Here is a 17,024-nt window from a genome sequence, read left to right as displayed (position 1 = left end):
ACCCCGCGGCTTCTTGAAGCCGCGGGGTTTTGTCTGCACGGGTCGAGGTGGACCTCGGCCCGCACTGTCGTCTTCCCGGCGTCGTACGAGAGCCGGAGGTCGAGCTCCTGGTAGATCTCGGCTTTGTCCGCTGGCTTTGCGTTTTGGATCACTGCGGCGAGCTCGCGGATGGAACGGACCAACCTGGTGATCTCATCCCGGCTCATGTGGGATCCCTGGCTTCGGGTGGCGGTGCGCAGGTCGGCTTCAGCGTGGATACGTCGGGCTTGGGTCTCAGTCATCCCATGGGTGACGAGGGCTGGGTCGGCGCCTGCTTCGAGGGCTGCGCGGCGGGTGGCGAGCTTTGCGTCACAGTCAGCGATAACGGTGCGGGTCGCGTCTGCGGCTGCGTTGTCTACCGCGATCCGGTGGGGCTGGAATCGTGCCCGGTCGAGGCGGAAGCGGATACCGTCGTAGGCCTCATTCAACTTGACGGCGTTGACGGCCGGAAGGGCTAAGAGCCGAGATCACGACAGTGCCCCGCATGACGACAACAACGGGTACTCGTCGGGAGATTCGACAGCAGAGTCGTCGCCGCCGTCGCCCAGGTGCCACTGCAGCAGGCCCAGTTCCTCATTGGGAAGGTCGCCTGGAAGGTCGAGGGAGAGCTGTAGTTCGTGGATATCGCTCATTTCACTCTTCAGGCTGCAGCGCCGGACGATGCGGCACCTCAGGTCTGGATCTCACCAGCCCACGCGTATTCGAGCAGTGCTTTCGGCAGGTACTCGGACTCCAGCTCGATGGGAAAGCCCTTGTCACGGGCCAGGCAGGCGATGGCCAGCGGGGCAAGAGCCACAAAGCCATCACTGTTAATGGCTCGGTCGTCTTCCGCGGCCCAGTAGGACTTGTGCCATTTGACGGCGTCCACGAGGGCTTCGTTGAACTGGGCGTGATCCCCGCGCAGGTACCGGTAGAACAGAATGATCGGCGGAGACAGGAGGAAGTTCATCAGTTCCTGATCGACGTGCTGCGCCGAGTCCTGGTCGGTGCCGTCCACGGCGGCGACCAGGTGGTCACTCACACCCTCCTGACCGAGCCAGAAGCGTTGGAGGGTTTCCACCCAGGAGTAGATGTATTCGTCGAACGTCGCGCCCGACTCGCGCAGCAGCGAGATGGGGACTCGGGCCAGCTCAGTGAGGCGCTCGTTTTCGCGGCAGATCAGGGCGAGGTAGAAGGCCGTGAGCCAGGAGCTGGCGTTGATATGGGGCTGAGGTCCCGTGGCGGGCAGGAACCGCTCCTTCTCCTTGATCCGGCACGTCACGGTGTCAGCGCCGGAGGCGGTCGCCATCCTGAACCATGCGGAGCCCAGTTGCATTGCGGTGACCCAGGCTTCCCAGGTCTCGAACTGCTCGGCATCCGGGTCCACCTCGCATCGGGCATCGGCGAAGGTCAGCGCCGTGTCCAATGCCTCTTCCCGTGCGAGTTCTGATCGCTCGATCCGCTCCAGCACCCACTCCACGGTCTCAGCGAGAGAATCAAGACCCCCTGCCGTATCGATGTCGGTCTCAGGGTTGATGCTTGCCGGGTAGCCGTGGCGGGCGATGCGCGTGACCACTGGTTCTCTCCTCTTAGCCAATGTCGAAGTGTTCCAGCTTCGCACCAGCGTAGGTGCCCGGGTTCTCCGCAGCCTTCACCATGACGTACTTCAGTTTGCCGTTATCCAGGGCATCCATGAGCTGCAGTGCAATCGACCGATTTGTTACAGGTCGCCCCGCACTGTCCAGGATCGTGTTGCCCAAGTTGTCCTTGGCGATGAGCCCGGGGTTCTTTCGCATCTCCGCGATGATCGTTCGAACGTAGGGCCTGGTCCCCTGCTGGACCATCCAGCCTTCGGATCCTGGGCCGACGCCCTTGCGCCAGATCGGATTCGAGTGCGGAGCCTTGGCCTCGGCAATGACCAGTGTGCCGTCATCGAGCCTGTACAGCTGGTCGAACATGTTCGCGCCGTTGGGCGTCTTCGGTAGATCGATCCACTGAGCGTCCGGGAATGCCTGCGGAATGACATGCCGCATTGCTGCCTGCTCGCCCAGGGCCTCGGCGATCGAGCTGTTGTTGGGCCGCCCCGGCATCGCCGCGTCGAAGTCGTTCTGCGCCCTGTTGAGCGCCGCCAGGTTCTCGGCCGAGGAGTCCTTCTTGAACACCCGCTCGGCATCAGTGAGCGCGTTGGCGACATGGCGGTTCTTGGCGGCGTCGTCGAGGTGCCCGATCTCGCCGTCCGGGACAGAGTCTCGCGTGAACGGACTGCCGGGGTCGAGCGTGCTCTTGGCGCCCGGCTTCGATGGCAGGGAGTCCCGGGGGATCCAGTTGCCGTTCGAGTCCTTCGCCAGGATCGGCAGTGCGTTGCCGTTCTCGTCCAAGGTCTTGATGCTCTGGCGGTGGCCGTCGGAGCGGTAGAACTTCTCGAACCAGGACTGGTCCGGGTCGTTCGCCTTTCTGATCTGCTCCTCGATGATCTGCTTCTGCTCTTCCGGGGTTCGCTCCCGTGCAGCCTGTGGAGCGTTGTCCCCTGCCCCTGCGCCATTGTCCGCATTGTGGACGGGTGGGTTGGTGTCGTCGCCCGCGCGACCCAGGTCGTCGAGCGGTCCGCCGCCCGGTCCCGTACCCCGCCCACCAATAGGTGGTTCGTGCCCGCCGGACGAGCCGCGGATCAGGTCATCACTGCCGCCGCCGGCGCGGGTACCGCCTCCGGTGGCGTTGTCCGCCACACCACCGCCCGAGCCGGCGCCGCGACCAGTGGGGGATTCCAGATCCATCCTGGCCGCGCCGCCGGGCACGCCGTCGCCCGGGGGCGCGCGGGCCCGGCCCCCGCCCCCGACAAGTTGGGGCGTTCCGCCCGGGGATGGGGGGGGGGGACCGCCGGCGGCCCGGGCGGCAGCCCGGTCGACGATGTCAGTCGGTGCGGCGTCGGCCTTCTGAATGGTGTTCATGCGGCCGTCGACGATGCGGCCGTCTTTGAGGAGGAAGCCGTCGATGGTCTTGGTGCCGCTCTTGACGGTGACCGGGATGGCATCCCGGGGAACGACGGGTGCGCCCTCGGGGGCGGTGATCCTGCCGTCAGGTAGTTCGATCGCGCCACGGGGGACAGGCGTGCCGTCCGGCAGGTGGATGCTGCCGTTGTCCAGTAGGCGTGCGCCGTCGGGGAGGATGACGGCGTTCTCCGGCAGCGGTGGGATCGCGATGTTGCCGATGCCGCGCAAGGCGGCGATGGTGTTCCCGATCTTGGAGATGCCCAGGCCTGCGCCCTTGACGACATAGGTCATCGGGTCGACGACCCTGGCGCCCTTGCCCGCCAGAGAGAGGGTCTTGGCGATGGCCCCAGCCTTGCCGGCTCCTGCCGCGGCTCCGGTGGCGCCGCCGGTGAAGACCGTGGTGACGACGTTGAAGGTGGTGGCGCCCGCCGCGCGGCCGGGCTGGGTGTCCCACTGGTCGTACGCGATCAGTGCCTTGCCGGTTTCGACGACGGCTTTCTGGGAGTCGTTGACCCAGGACTTGAACTTGCTGTCGGGCAGGGCAGCCACAGCTGCCCCGGTGCCGGGCAGGGCCATCACCGCGAGGCCGGTGGCGAGTTTTCCCAGGCCAATCCACGCCTGCTCGGCTGCGTCCCCACCGCTGAAGCCGAGCAGTGTGCCCAGGCCCTTGATGGTGCCCCACACCCCGTCGACGGCGAAGCCGACGACGAAGTCCCCGCCGTACTCGTACGACTGGTACCACGGGACGGATTCCTCGACCGGTTTGCCCCAGGGCAGTTCCTCGGCCTGGGACAGGACATCGCCGGTGTAGCCGTAGTAGCCCTCCTGGCCGGGCTTGCCGTTCATCTTCAGCCCGGTGCCGCCGACCAGGGCGACGATCGCGTTCTGGCAGGCGACCTCGGCCGCCATGAAATCGCCCCACACCTTGGCGATCTCGGTGCGCCGGTTGTTGTTCTCGTCGACCTTGTCGCCGTCCTCGCGCCAGTCCGGATCGGCGGCGGCCATCGCACGGAAGGCCTCGGCCTCCCGCTTGAGGCTGTCCAGGCGGTCGGCCAGCGGGTTGACGGTCTCGGAGTACGTACCCAAGGCGCTGGCGACGTCGGACACGTCCAGGTGCAGGGAGTCGGCCTTGCCCACCATCGGCAGCGTGGAGGCGAACAGCTGCTCCGCCTCGGGCGCCTCGTAGTACGCGGACAGCCCGCCGAAGGTGACATGCACGTCGCCGGCCTTGTCGGACAGCTTCTCGCCGTCCTTGTACAGCGCCTTGACCTTCGCGTCGAGGACTTCCAAGTTGCCGGTGAAAACGGGAACTTCGGCCGGATCGACCGGGACGTCGTTGTCGCTCACTTCCCACCCGCCAGGCCCCGCAGTGTGTCCACGTCCATCGCGCGGGCGGCGTCCTGCGCCTCCTTCGCGGTCTCCAGATCGCCTTCGACGTACTCCCGGGTAGCCACAGCGGCGCCGGTCATCGACGCCTCGATCTGTTCGGCGATGTCCTTGAGATCCTTCTTCTTGCCGTCGAAGAACTCGCCGATTCCGGCAGCTACCGGCCCCAACGCCTTCTGCGTGAGCGGCGAGTTGTCCGGACCGCGCTTGCCCGGCACCGTCGTCTCGGCCTGCGATCCCGGCACCGCCGTGCCGGCCGCCTGGGCTGCCTCCTGCAAGTGCGTGAGTAGCGCGGTCAGCGCCTTCTCCACGTCACCCGCCTTCTCGGCGGTCAGCTTCAACTGCCCCTGCACACCCTGCGGCTGGATATCCCAGCGCGTCATCAGCAACCCCCGTACCGAACTGAATTCACTTGCGCCACACACGCGGACGAATCGTTCCTGCACGTCTGCAGGAGGTCGGCATTTCAGCCGATGGAGTCGACAGCGGACTTCGCGCGCGACAGGGTCTGCTGCGCGGTGCCGTCGTTCTTCTCCAGAGTCGTCTTCAGGAGCTGGATGATGGAGCGGACCTCGTTCGAGGCGCGGTTCCAGCGCAGCTCCTTGTCGTGATACGAGTCGGAGACACCGTCGGCCTGGAAGTCGGCCATCGCCGCCTTCACCGCCCGGTCGCGGTCCGTGATCACCTGCTCCAGGCGGGCGATGACACCCTGGATGTTGCCCTGTGCGTCCGAGGACGCGGCCACGTCGTACGAGCGACGGTCAGCATTCCCAGCCATAAGAAGTCCCCCAGGTCTCAGCGGCCGCCGAAGCGGGCGGCATCGAAGTTCGCGGCGGCCATATTCGAGCGGGCGTTGTCCGCCGACTCGGTGTCACCCGTGGTGAAGGAAGAGTCCATCCCGGACTGGCCGCCCAGGATTGCGGAGAGCGCGCCGTTCAGGGCCGCGGTGATTTCGTCCGAGTTGTTCTTAAACGCGTCGAATGCGGCCTTGCCGCTGCCGTTGAACTTGCCCTCCAACGGCTGCGCTGCAGCGATCAACTGATGGATCAACGACCCGAGATCATCACTCGAACCCTGTGATTGCGACCGCAGATTCGACAACACGGACGCACCCAGGTCGAACTTCAAGACCAACCACCCCGTAACTCGAACCGCCGCGCGGGCCACTGGTCGGCCCGCGAACTCGTGCTGCACTGACGTCACGCACGAAACACAAGTATCGATCATCCTTGCCCGAAAACCCTTGCGAAAGCAATGTGATTCGAGTCAAAATCCCAACCCTCTGACAGGCGGGAATCAGAGGATGCTCCAGCCCCCTACGCCCCGCGCGTCATGTAGTACTTCGATCCGGCGCAGTACCTCTGGCAGTGTTCGCAGTGAGTGGGATGCTTTGCGGGAATTCGTAGAGATCATCCGCAGTTCGCGGAGGTCCCGAAGTGCGGGGTGGCCATCCCACTTCGAGACGTCCCAGCCGTAATGGGCTGCGAATCGCGCATAGTCGGCCGGCTCGTAGCCGAAGCGTCGACAGTGGACCTCGACGGTGACCAGGTCCCACTCTGGCGGGCCGAGCGCAGCGCTGTCCCAGTCGCACAGGACGGCGCCACGTGCGTGGTGCAGAGCGTTCCCGTGTTGGGGGTCGCCGTGCAGGACCGCCTCGGGAAGCTCGTACGACACCTCATCGAGCGCGGCTTCGATCTGATCCGCACGCGCTTGCAGGGCGGCGAGAGCCGGACCGGGGAGGGCCGAGGCATGGGCCAACGACGTGCGAATCGCCCCCAAGGCGTGCAGCCGGCGGAGCGGAATCGGCGGCTGGGGCATGTCGTGCAGTGTTGCGAGCGGGCCAGCGAGAACCTCGGCTGACACAGGATGGTCTGGCTGTTCGACGTGCGTCCAGAACGTTACAGGATGGCCGTTGACCACGAGCGGTTGTTCGCCGACGGGGTGGAGGGCGGCGGTGGAAAGCCCGCGTCCATGAGCCAGCGGACGAGCCGCACCTTCTGCTCAACGCGTTCGGCGGGCGTGCCGAAGCGAGCGATCTTGGCCCAGGCCGATTCGGCAGGAAGCCGGAAGACGGCGTTCGTCTGTCCGCGCACGAGCATGGCATCGCGATGATCCAGTCCCACGGCCGCGCAGGCGCACTCCAATACGGCATGGAGCTCGGAGGGGAGAAATCCGCCGGGGCGCGTAGCCGTCATGGCGCCAGGCTGACGGACGTACAACGGATCTGTCACGTACGCGGCTTGGGCAGGGCCAGGATCTCGCCGAGTTCGCGAGCCGCGCGGCACCGCCGCATCCGTACGGGCAGTGCGTCGACGACGTGGTGCACCCGGGCGGTGATGATGCGGGTGCGTTGGTCGGGTGGAAGCGCCAGGTAGGTGGTGCCGGCGAGCTGGCACGCATCGGTCAGAGCGTGCTCCTTGATGAGGCAGAGCGCCTCCTCCAGGTGCAGCAGCGCCGGGTCGCTACCTGCTCCACGGGCCAGGTAGAAGGCCAGGGCTTCTCGCTGCGCTTGGCGGGCCTGGCGCGTGCGGCCGAGAGAGGTGAAGGTGCCGCTGGTGTACAGCAGCATGCGCCGGGTCGGGAAGGCCAACGCGTCGGTCATCGGGGTCGGGTTGATCTGGGCGAACAGGTTGTGTGCCGTGTGCAGTGCCGTTTCCGCGCCGCGCACGTCGCCGCGGCGGGCTAGTGCACGAGCGTGGGCGATGGCCGCGAAGGAGGCGGCGTCACTGGCATGGAGGCCGTCCATGAGGTCTTGGGCATCGCGCGCCAGGTGGATCGCGGAGTCCAACGGACCGTAGTAGTACGGCAGTATGGCCGCCTGGACCCGCACCCGGGCGCGCACCTCCGGCTCCGCGCAGTCGTCAGCGGCCGAGCGGGCGGTCGCGTACCAGGCGCAAGCTGCTCGCAACTGGCCGAGCTTCATCAGCGCGTCCGCGATCAGCGTGGCGAGCAGTGCGGTCATGCGTGACAAGCGGCGCTGGGCGGTGGCGGGTTGGCGCTCCTCGGCGAGGAGACGTACGTCCTGCATGTCGGCGATCAGATCCGGGAAATCCCCTCTGCAGGCCAGGAGACGCAGCGGCGTCGGTGGTACAGCAACCTTTCTTCCAGTAGATCGAGTTGGGCCGAGGACACGGTGCCGGCTGCACTGACGCCGCAGCGCTTGTCGACAGCGGCGGGTTCAGGCCACCGACACTGCTGCCGACCCTCCGCCAGACAAAAGCTCGGTCGCGCTCCTCGCTTTGCTGTCCGCGTCCCTCGGCAGGAACCGACTCGCCCTTCCATTCCAGGTGACGACCAGCTCGTCGCGGGCGCGGGTAGCCGCGACGAAGAGGAGCGAGCGCGACCGCTGAAGTTCCTGGGCATACCTCTTCGGGTCACTAATCCGGCACGACTCCAATCGCTGACGAGGCACCTGCCCCTCGCTGACGCTCGTAAGGAACACGCGCTGGAACTCCAGCCCTTTGAAGCGGTACATGGTGCCGATGCGTACGCCTGCCGGACTGCGTGGCCCGTCCTTGCCGAGTTCCGACACGGGAATCCGAAAGGGATCGCGGGCCAGGGTCACGGCCATCTGCGTCGCCGCGCTGCCGTCCGGCACGCTGACGGCCATGGCTTCGTACGGGGTGCCATGCTCGTCGTGCCGCTGTTTGATGAGTGTTGCGACGGCCCGCATCTCGGTCTCCCAGTCGGGTGCCCGGTAGAACTGCGGTGCGAGGCCGGAGAGCACTGAACGGTAGCCGTCCAGGCTGTCGTGGCCATCGTCGAGGTCGTCGAAGGCCTCCCCCTCGATGAGGCCATGCGCGCTGCCGAGGATCTGGCGCGTGGTGCGGTAGTTCAGGGTGAGCCGACGGGAACTTCGACCCGGAGTCCTGATGCCCAGCCTGCCGAGCACGACTTGATGGGCGTAGATGCGCTGGTGGGCGTCGCCCACGAGGAAGATGTCGTTTGCGCCTGGGGCGACCATGGCGCGCAGCATCCTCCAGTGGGAGGCGGACAGGTCCTGGGCCTCGTCGACGACGATGTGCTGGTAGCGGGGCTTGAGCCACATTCCGCTACCTGCCTCGCGGTGGATGAGGTCGATGCCGCCGTGCTCCTCCTTGTACTGGGCTTGGGCGGTGACACGGGACATACGCTGCTCTTCGAGGTGGGCCGCCCGGTCGGCGATCTGGGCATAGGTGATCCGCCGGGGCGGTTCGGCGAGTTTGGCGACGTACGCCTCGACGAGCTGCCATACGCGAAGGCGTTGGGGCCGCTGGATAACCTTGCGGCCTGGACGGGCGGCGCGCAGGTACTGGCCGACGCTGCCGCATCCCTGCGCGAGGACGACGTGCTTCCACTCGGAGTCGAGGAACTCGGCGTCGAACTCGTACTCGCCGAGTTCGGTGCACACCGTGTGCCAGAGCTGGAGCGCGGCCGTGTCGTCGATCGGTCGACCGATGTCGGCTCCCGGTTGCTGCTCGATCACTTCGCGAGCGAGGAGGTCGACCGACTTGATGTCCACGCGGTTCAGCAGGTCGGGACCGCCGAGTTGGCGCAGCCGGTCCGTAAGGTCCGCGGCGAGGTTGGTGTTGAACGTGGTGAGGAGCACCGCCTTGCCGTGTCCTCGAGGCAGGCGGTCCACCAGGTATCGCATGCGATGCAGGGCCACGACGGTCTTACCTGTGCCCGGGCCCCCGGTGACCTTGGCGGACCCCTTGAACTCCGTGGTGGCGAGGCGTTGTTGTTCGGGGTGGAGGAAGAGCCGCCACGCGTCGAAGTTCTGCCCGAGCGCGTCCAGGACAGCCGCGTCCTCGGTGCTCACCTGTGAGACAGGGCGGCGGGCTGCACGGGCCCAGTCGCCCTGGTCGACCTGCTCGCCGGCCTGCCACTGATCGGTGATGTGCAGTTGTACGTCGTCTGGTTCCATGCCGCCGTGGAGGGCAAGCAGGATGTCTTTGGTTAGCTCGGGGATGTTGCGCTCGACGAGAGCGAGTAGCTGGCCCTCGGTGGTGAGCCGTTTCACCGCAGGCAGCAGCGGGGCGATGACGCCCAGGTTGATTAGTGTCTCGTCGTCGTAGCGCCCGAAGAGCGGGGGGAGCAGCCGCAGGGTCGGCACGGATGGGGTGTCATCTGCCTGTCCCGCCGCCTCGTCCGCTGGCGGCGCTTCGGCCGATCGCTCAGGGAGCGTGACGACGTTCGCGCTCACTTCGGCCTGGTCGACGAGCTCGATGCCGCCGGACACACGGTTGACCTCGACGGTCAGTCGAGCGAGCTCCTCGTGGGCCTGGGGGCCTTCACGCAGCGCGAGGACACCAAAGCGGTTCTGCTCGGTCTCCAGGAGCAGAACCATCCGGTCGCCGTCGAGCGCCGCTGTGAACAGCTGTCCGTTGTCTCCCGCCTCGCGGAGCGCGCGCAGCCGCAGGGAACGGTTGGTCCGGTCGGCGCGCAGTCGGCGTACGAAGTCGCCGAGCGCGTCCTTGGCGCCGCTGCCGAACCGCCGGATGTCCTGTCCTGCCTGCGGAGAGACCGTGACCTGGGTCCTGATTCCGCTCACCGCGCTGCCTCCTCGCCGGCTGTGGACGCTGCTCCTTCGTGCAGAATCGCCGCGATCTCGTCGGGTGACCAATCGCCTGGAGTACGCACAGTCCAGCCGGATGCCCGGCAGCTGCGCATGAACTCGCTGTCGGCGAAGTCCTCGGCCAGCACGATCCCGATCCTTTGGTCGGGCCAGGCGAGTTCGACCGGCCTTGGGATCCCGTCCACGTCGTAGCCAGCCTGCGCGGCCGGAATGTCGCCATGCTCGGCGAGGCGGCGGGCAAGCCCGTCGACGGCGGGATCGCCCACGTACGCGAGCTGCTCGAAGACCAGCTCCCACAGCCTCACTTCGACCGGGGTGGGGCCGGCGTCCTGCGGGCGTACCTGCTGGGCCCGTTCCTCGATGGCGGGCTCCTGGGCCGCGAGGCCGGTGCCGGGGCGCTCCTCGCGCAGTGCGGGCAGGATCCCGGTGGCAGCGCCGGCCGCCGCGGCGAGCAGTCCGGCATCGAAGGAGTCGAGGGCACTGCGGGCGAGCGGCAGGCCGTCCGCTCGGCCGATTCCGGTCGGGTCCAGGAACTGGAGGATGTTTCCCCAGCACAGCCACGCCTTCCAGCGGCGGCGGTGTGCCGGACTGTCTCCCCGCACGGCTTCGTCCCGGTCGTCCAGAACGGTGAGGGCGCTCCATCGGGCGCCGCCCGCGACGTCCACGATCAGCGTGAGGGGCAGGCCGGAGGCATCTTTGGTGCTAATGAGTTTCACACCGCGGCCGGTGGGAGTGGGCGCTGGTTCCCCACGGAGTACGGCCTCGGTCCAGTCCGCCACCTCGGCGGGCGATGCGTCGGTGGCGGTGGTGTGCGGGTTACCGGGCAGGAGCCCGCCCACCGCGTGGACGGCAAGGTCCTGCCAGCGGGCCAGGTCCGGCACCCGCAGGAAGCCGAGGAGCGAAGGGATCGCACCGGCGAATAGCAGTGTGTCCATGTCGCGAGGGTCGCGCTTCTTGGCCTGCCACTGGGCGCGGACCTTTCCCCCGGGACTCCTCTCCCCGGTGACGGCGTATGGCGGCCAGGCCGCGTCGGCTGCGGGCCCGGCGACGACTGTGGCGAGCGGGTTCGGCGGGGCGTCTGGGCTGTCCGCGTCCGGCCCTGGCCCTTGCACGAGGGTGGTTTCCCAGGCCATGACGTCGTCCCAGGTGATCTGCCAGACCAGGGTGCCCTCGGCCCGCAGCCGGGCCCGCTTGGCGGCGTCGTCGGCGATCCGGTTCTTGCGTGAGGAGGCGTGCCAGCGGTAGCCGTCGAGATACACAGCGACGGACAACGGGGGTGCGCCAGCCTCCGTGGTGTCCCCGGCGATCGGCCTGAAGAGCAGGTCGGGCCGGGTAGCGTGCTCGGGTAGGTACTTCTGAGCGACCAGCTCCCAGCGGACCTCGGTGCCGTCACCGCGGCGCAGCGCGAACTGCTTGCCGAGGCGGCCTGTCGGCGTCTCCTCGTGCGTGTTCGTGGCCTGGCTGTCCGGCAGTTTCAGCCAGCGGTCGAAGGCGCGGATGAAACGCAGTTCGAGGTCGCTCTCTGCCTGTTCGGCGAACCGGTCTGGGTCGCTCGCCTCGTTCGCCCGGTCCTTGCCGTTCTTACGGGGATTGACGACGTCCCAGCCGCTGCGTCCGTCGGCGCCGAGGAGTTCGTCGAGCATCCACAGGGCCTCCTGGCGGTCGAGGAACCTGTAGTCGCGCTGTGGTGCGTGGCCGAGCAGGCAAAGGTGGCAGGCGCGGCGCGTTCCTGGGCCGCACGGGCAGCTACGGAGTTCGTCCTGGGCGGCAGCGAGCACCGCACGGAGCTCCTCGCCGTTCTGGTCGACGAGGCGCTGAAGGTATCCCGTGCCGCCGGCCAACGCGTCGTACAGCACGAGATAGTGCCGGGTCAGGTCGGTTTCACGGTCGGGTTCGGTGCTTGTGGTGGACCTGATGTGGGCCGGGTCGCCGCCGTAGCGTAGGGCGATGCCCAAGTGCAGGGCGGCGGAGAACGACGCGAGGCGCTCCTCGACCTGGAGGGTCGCCGCGGGCAGCAGGATGCGCAGCGCCTCGGTCCTGTGCTCGGTGGCGGTGATGATCTGTCGGTCGTCCGGCTGCTCGGGCCGGTCACGGCGGCGTGTGCCGCACCAGGGCCGGTGGTGCGCCAACTCGGGCCGCCCGGCCAGGGATTCGGTCAGGGATTCTTGTACGGGGCCGTTTCCCGGCTCGCGGTCGGTGGCACCCCCGCAGGTCGGGCAGAGAGTGAAGTGCGTGATGGCGACCGTCTTGCCGGCGAAGGCCGTGTCCGCGCGCCTGCCGTACTTGGCGGGGCCGAGGTTGAAACGCCTGATGACGGCCTCGTGGACGTGGTCCACGCCGAAGGTGGTCTTGGCGTGCCGCCACGTGTCCTTGATCGCGGCTGGGGCGATGTCGACGGCGGTGGCGATGGTGTAGACGCGGTTTCTACGGGTGTCGTGGTCGTCGATGATGCGCGCGTCGTCCTGCTTGTCCCGCGAGGTGACCTTGCGGGGCACGAGCACGGTGTGCAGCGCCGAGCGGCCACCGATCCCGGTGCCGCCGCAGCGTGGGCAAGCCGAGGTGTCACTCTCCGCCGCCTCGGTGCGGACGTGCCCGCAGTCCTGACAGACCCGCCATACCTGCAGTGCAAGGGGAGTCCCGTCGTCGCTGTGATCGGCGCGTGGACCGAGGTCGAAGCCGTCGATCTCGTGGCGGTAGCCCTTGACGTAGTAGGTGTTCCCCGGGGCGAGTTCACTCAGCGCGGCCTCGGCGGGCCGCTCGTAGGTTCTGGGTTCGGCGCGCCAACGGGTCTTGGGCGCAGCGGCGTCGTCGCCGCCGCGGCGGGCGCGAGGGGGCTCCTTGCGGGTGAGGGTCGCCTCCAGGCGCACCCCATCTTCGACCAGGCTGTAGTTCGGCAGCAGCCCCTGCCCGACTAGGAAGGACTGGGCGCTGGACTGCCCGAGGGCGCTGATCTGCTTGCTCACGGCGGCGGCCTCGCGCTCCAGGTTGCGCTTCTCGCGGGCCTCGTCCTCGACGTTCTCCTGCAACGTGTCTGCCGCCCTGTTGATCGTCTCGCGGCGCTCGAGCAGGCCGGTGCGCTCCGCCTCCCAGGCGTCCTCGGCTTCGGCAAGCTTCTTAGCGAGGACGGAGGCGGCGTACTTGCGCAGTAGCTTGCGCGCCTCTCGGGAGACACCGGAGTCCGGAACGCCGTCGATCTCCGGGAAGAAGCCGAGGAATTCCTCCACCAGGTCCATACGTCCGCTGACCGCACGGCTGAAGTTCTTCAGCCATCCGGTCCGCCCGAACAGGGCCGTCACCCGGTCCGGCAACGGCAGAACACCCTCCAGCTTGCCGCGGGCGGCCAAGTCGATGAGGTGGGCGGTGTACTGGCGGCGCAGCAGTTCGACCGCGGACAGGAAGCAGCCCGGCGGCAGGATGGGCCCGTCGATCAACTGGCGCGGCTCGGCGAGGTGGTAGAGGGCACGCGGGCTGGTGTCGGCGATGCTCACCATAAGCGCGTTGCCCGTGCTGCGGCCCGCGCGGCCGACCCGCTGTACGTACCCGGCGGTGGACGGCGGCAGCGAACCGAGGATCACGGCCTCCAACTGCCCGATGTCGATACCCAGTTCCAGGGTCGGGGTGCAGGACAGAACATTGGGATCGGTGTGCCGGACACCCTGACGGAACCCTTTCTCGACCGCCTCACGCTCCTTGCGGGTCAGGACACCGGTGTGCTCGGTGGCGACCACGCTGTACGGTCCGCTCTCGCGGTAGAGTCGCCGGTAGTAGTCGAAACGGTGGTCTCGGCCCGCACGACCCTCTGCAGTCCTGGAGGGCACGGTGAGCGCGCCCTCGCACCGCTTCAGTGGGCACGGCAGGTTCTTCCAGACCGGAACCCGGTCAGGGTGCACCGTCTGGGTCCACCCGCACTCGGGGCAGGTCAGCGCGGCGGCACCGATCTGGTTGTCGGCCAGGGGCCGAACCCGGATGTGTCCGGGAGTCAGCCCGTACACGCCAGGGGCGCCTTTCCCGCCTCGTTGTGCCTCTCCGGTACGCCGGTACGCGAGAGCCTTGAGGTCGTTGCCTGCCAGGAGTGGGACTAGCTCGGCGAGGTACTCGGCAGCCGCCCCATGATCGAGCCCGAGACACCGGTGTACCCAGTCCGCGTACCAACTGTCCTTGGAGTCGGCCCTGTCGAAGTCGGTCCGCCCTGAGCGGGCCCCGACGAGCAGGAATGAAGGCGCGTCGGAATTCCTGCCGAACGCCGGCATGCCCTCCTCCCGACCGGTCCAGACGGGGAAGCGGCTGCGACCCTCATCGTCGATGTAGCGCCCCAGCCAGTTATGGCGGATGCCGCCGGTCTGCCGCAGATGTTCCAGCAGACCGCGTACGAACCCCTCGAACCTGCGCTGCTGCTCGGGTCCTTCAGCCGGCAGCGAGTGCGCAGCGCCGGCATCCCTCGGCTTCTGAGCCGGGTCCTCGGCCAACTGGCGGCTCAGATGGGCACCGTAGAGTGCCTCAGCGGTCTGGGTCGCGCGCTCCGCGTTGTCGAGCCAGACCTCGGCCGCGACCGTACGTGTCAGCTCCAGAGTGCGGCCCATGCGCGAGTACAGGCCGAACTCAAGGATGGTGTTGAACGCGAGACGCTCACCAACCAGCGGCCAAGTTCCCCTGGGCAACCGCTTCTTGCCGTCGAGAAGCCGTGCGACTCGATCCACATCGTGCAGATCCGGCGGAATGACCGAAGCGAGAAGCCGCTCCTCGGGGACGGCCGCCCGGCTCACCAGCGAGGCGATCAGTTCGTTGAGCGGAACCCCGGACGCTGCGAACTCCGGTTCGGTGGCTGCCCTCAAGGCCAGCTGCTCGTGGATGAGCGAGCGCAGCGAGAACTTCCAGGCGCGGCTCCCCACGAACCCCGCACGATGGGCGGCGTCCTGCACCGAGTCATTGAACAGCAGCGTACGGCGCCGGTCGTTGCCCTTCTCGTCCTCCTTGGGCAACTCACCGCCGGTGAACAGCTGGGTGACGACAACCGACGCGAGCGGGGCCACACCGGCACCGAGGAAGCGGATGCCCTGCGCCTGACCACAGGCAGGGCAACGGTCCTCACGCGTGTACGCATCTGCTTCGGGATTGTCGAACCACGCTCGTACGTACACCCCGTTCTCCGGGGCGGGCGCGATCCGGCCCCCGTCGAGCAGAACCTCGTCGGGGTCTATACGCCGCAGCCGCTCACCGTTCGTTTCCAGAACGAGCACCGTCGCGTCGTGGCTCGCACCTCGGCGCCCTCGCCGGGACCTTTGTTCCAGAATCGCGCGCGCCTGTTCGGCGGCCTCTGCGGGGGTGGCCGCGATGTACGCGCGCACCCGCGCCTTGCTCGCGCCGCCCGCCACACTGCGGCGGTAGATCTCGTCCGGCGAGGAGACCAACGCTTCCGGTCCGCGCTCCGGAGAGATCGCGCTCCAGCCCGAGCGCCCACAGTCACGGCAGTACACCGAGGGCAGCCGCCCTGCTCCGGCGACACGCCTACGCCGTTCCTCCTGGCCAGCGAGCACCACCGGATCCTTGTCCTTGGGCCGTCCCGCGCCAACGGCCACACCGGGATAGGCGACCTGCTCGTCGTCGGGCCAGGAGAACACCGGCTCCGGGGCGACGAACCGCAGGACGCGCGACAACGCCCGCAGCCACATATGAGTCTCGATGAGCAGCAACGGTCGGTCCTCGCCGACCGGGGCCTCCGGGTCCCTGGCCACCGAGATCAGCGCGACGAACCGGGCGAGAGCGGTGGCAGCCTGCTGCGGGTCGCGCGTGGCGGCGCCCCGCCATGCGGAGTCCTCGCCGAACGAGGACAGCGCCTCCACAGCGGTGAGGGGCGAGTCCACCTCCGCGCGCAGCAGAGCGTGGGTGATCGGATGCTGCAGCAGTCGCTTCCCCAGCTCGCGTGCGTCGGCGGTGTCGCACCCGACCATTGCTCGGGCAATGGCGTCCAGGCCACCCTTCACTCGCGACGGGTCAGGCAGGGCCTCGAGTTCCCCGGGGGACGGCACAGGCAGGGAGTAGTCGATCTCCTTGAGGAAGGAGTTCAGATCACGGCGGTCCTCCCCGATGGCCGAGTCGTCGGGGAACCGCACACCGAACACCTGCGAGGCGACGTCCAGCATCGGCCGGGCGGAACCCGGCACAGATTCGGAACCCTGGGTGTTCGCCGCCTCCCCAAGGGTCGCCGACGTGGCGACGGGGCAGATCGAGCCGAGCGGGCGACCGGGCTCGGCCGCGCCCACCACCGAGGCGAGACGCCTCAGCAGCATCGCCACATCGGTTCCCTGCGCACCGTCGTACGTGTGGAACTCGTCGATCACGATGTACGCGAGCTCGGCGTCCTGCCACAGCGGAGCGTCGTGCTGACGCTGCAGCAGCAGGTCCAGCATCTTGTAGTTGGTGATGAGGATGTCCGGCGGGTTACGGCGGATCTCCGCACGGTCCACCGTCACGCGCTTGTACGGCGACGCGCCCCGCGACGCGTTCGCCTCCCCGATGTACAGACCGGCGGTGACGTCGCGGAGCCGCGTGTCCTGCAACAGGTCACCGATGCGGTCCGCCTGGTCGCCGGCCAGCGCGTTCATCGGATACAGCAGCACCGCCTTGATTCCAGACCGACCCGCGGCCTTGGCACGACGGCAGTGATCCATGACCGGCACCAGGAACGACTCGGTCTTACCCGACCCGGTACCCGTGGTGACCAGAGTGGGCAGCGGCGTGTGCCCGCCCTTACTACTGAGCCGCTCGAACGCCTCCGCCTGGTGTGCGTACGGCCACCAGCCCTCCTTCCACCAGTCCAGGTGCCGCTGCCATCCGTCGGCCGCCGGCCGGAAGGGCCGTCGGATACGCAGATACGGGCCCCGGAACAGTCCATCGGCGGGGTCGGTGAGGAAGTCGGTGAGCGCGTCCTGAGTGTCGGGCTCGGCCAGCGCGAACGTCGTCGTCAAGTACTCGACGGTCGTCTCACGCAGCGCCTGCGCGGCAAGTGTGGGTCTCATGACGCGGTTCCACTCCTCCGTAACCCCGTACCGGGCAGGCCCGGCCAATCACTGTTG

Annotated in this window: 11 protein-coding genes and 1 pseudogene; all 12 read right to left on the bottom strand. The window is 68.0% G+C overall.

The window, feature by feature from the left end:
* Nucleotides 1-467: pseudogene (locus tag JAO81_RS42420) on the bottom strand (hypothetical protein); the annotation flags it as partial.
* A gap of 39 nt (nucleotides 468-506) precedes the next feature.
* Complete coding sequence (locus tag JAO81_RS12510) at nucleotides 507-671, bottom strand: hypothetical protein (RefSeq protein WP_199547884.1); 165 nt, start codon at nucleotides 669-671, stop codon at nucleotides 507-509.
* Nucleotides 672-709: 38 nt separating this feature from the next.
* Complete coding sequence (locus JAO81_RS12505; protein WP_307813320.1) at nucleotides 710-1,594, bottom strand: immunity 49 family protein; 885 nt, start codon at nucleotides 1,592-1,594, stop codon at nucleotides 710-712.
* A 13-nt stretch (nucleotides 1,595-1,607) separates the two neighbouring features.
* On the bottom strand, nucleotides 1,608-4,355 hold the full coding sequence (locus JAO81_RS12500; protein WP_199547883.1) for a hypothetical protein: 2,748 nt from the start codon (nucleotides 4,353-4,355) through the stop codon (nucleotides 1,608-1,610).
* Nucleotides 4,352-4,777, bottom strand: coding sequence for a DUF6507 family protein (locus tag JAO81_RS12495; protein WP_199547882.1), 426 nt, complete (start codon nucleotides 4,775-4,777; stop codon nucleotides 4,352-4,354). Before JAO81_RS12495 ends, JAO81_RS12500 begins: the two co-directional genes overlap by 4 nt.
* An 83-nt stretch (nucleotides 4,778-4,860) precedes the next feature.
* Nucleotides 4,861-5,172 (bottom strand): pore-forming ESAT-6 family protein, encoded by a 312-nt coding sequence (locus JAO81_RS12490; RefSeq protein WP_199547881.1) that lies wholly within the window; start codon nucleotides 5,170-5,172, stop codon nucleotides 4,861-4,863.
* A gap of 17 nt (nucleotides 5,173-5,189) precedes the next feature.
* Nucleotides 5,190-5,522, bottom strand: coding sequence for a hypothetical protein (locus JAO81_RS12485; protein WP_199547880.1), 333 nt, complete (start codon nucleotides 5,520-5,522; stop codon nucleotides 5,190-5,192).
* 168 nt (nucleotides 5,523-5,690) lie between these two features.
* Nucleotides 5,691-6,212, bottom strand: coding sequence for a phosphotransferase family protein (locus JAO81_RS42415; protein ID WP_233415265.1), 522 nt, complete (start codon nucleotides 6,210-6,212; stop codon nucleotides 5,691-5,693).
* A gap of 80 nt (nucleotides 6,213-6,292) precedes the next feature.
* A complete protein-coding gene (locus JAO81_RS42410) occupies nucleotides 6,293-6,589 on the bottom strand; it encodes a hypothetical protein (protein ID WP_233415264.1) in 297 nt (98 codons plus the stop codon).
* A gap of 32 nt (nucleotides 6,590-6,621) precedes the next feature.
* The gene (locus JAO81_RS12475) at nucleotides 6,622-7,422 is read right to left on the bottom strand and encodes a hypothetical protein (protein WP_199547879.1); all 801 of its coding nucleotides are present in this window, start codon (nucleotides 7,420-7,422) and stop codon (nucleotides 6,622-6,624) included.
* A 150-nt stretch (nucleotides 7,423-7,572) separates the two neighbouring features.
* Nucleotides 7,573-9,927, bottom strand: a complete 2,355-nt coding sequence (locus tag JAO81_RS12470; protein ID WP_199547878.1) for a UvrD-helicase domain-containing protein — start codon at nucleotides 9,925-9,927, stop codon at nucleotides 7,573-7,575.
* Entirely contained in the window at nucleotides 9,924-16,967 is a 7,044-nt protein-coding gene (locus JAO81_RS12465) for a DEAD/DEAH box helicase (protein ID WP_199547877.1), read from the bottom strand. Before JAO81_RS12465 ends, JAO81_RS12470 begins: the two co-directional genes overlap by 4 nt.
* Nucleotides 16,968-17,024: the final 57 nt, after the last annotated feature.

The organism is Streptomyces sp. N35, from assembly GCF_016464295.1.
Lineage (GTDB): Bacteria > Actinomycetota > Actinomycetes > Streptomycetales > Streptomycetaceae > Streptomyces.
The sequence above is the reverse complement of the archived record's forward strand: the minus strand, read 5'-3'. Positions and strand labels throughout refer to the sequence as shown.

Bases quoted from the DNA above. Each gene is read 5' to 3' on its own strand.
- JAO81_RS12510 (WP_199547884.1), bottom strand. From the start codon at position 671: ATGAGCGATATCCACGAACTACAGCTCTCCCTCGACCTTCCAGGCGAC.
- JAO81_RS12465 (WP_199547877.1), bottom strand. From the start codon at position 16,967: ATGAGACCCACACTTGCCGCGCAGGCGCTGCGTGAGACGACCGTCGAG.
- JAO81_RS12475 (WP_199547879.1), bottom strand. From the start codon at position 7,422: ATGCAGGACGTACGTCTCCTCGCCGAGGAGCGCCAACCCGCCACCGCC.
- JAO81_RS42415 (WP_233415265.1), bottom strand. From the start codon at position 6,212: ATGCCCCAGCCGCCGATTCCGCTCCGCCGGCTGCACGCCTTGGGGGCG.
- JAO81_RS12495 (WP_199547882.1), bottom strand. From the start codon at position 4,777: ATGACGCGCTGGGATATCCAGCCGCAGGGTGTGCAGGGGCAGTTGAAG.
- JAO81_RS42410 (WP_233415264.1), bottom strand. From the start codon at position 6,589: ATGACGGCTACGCGCCCCGGCGGATTTCTCCCCTCCGAGCTCCATGCC.
- JAO81_RS12490 (WP_199547881.1), bottom strand. From the start codon at position 5,172: ATGGCTGGGAATGCTGACCGTCGCTCGTACGACGTGGCCGCGTCCTCG.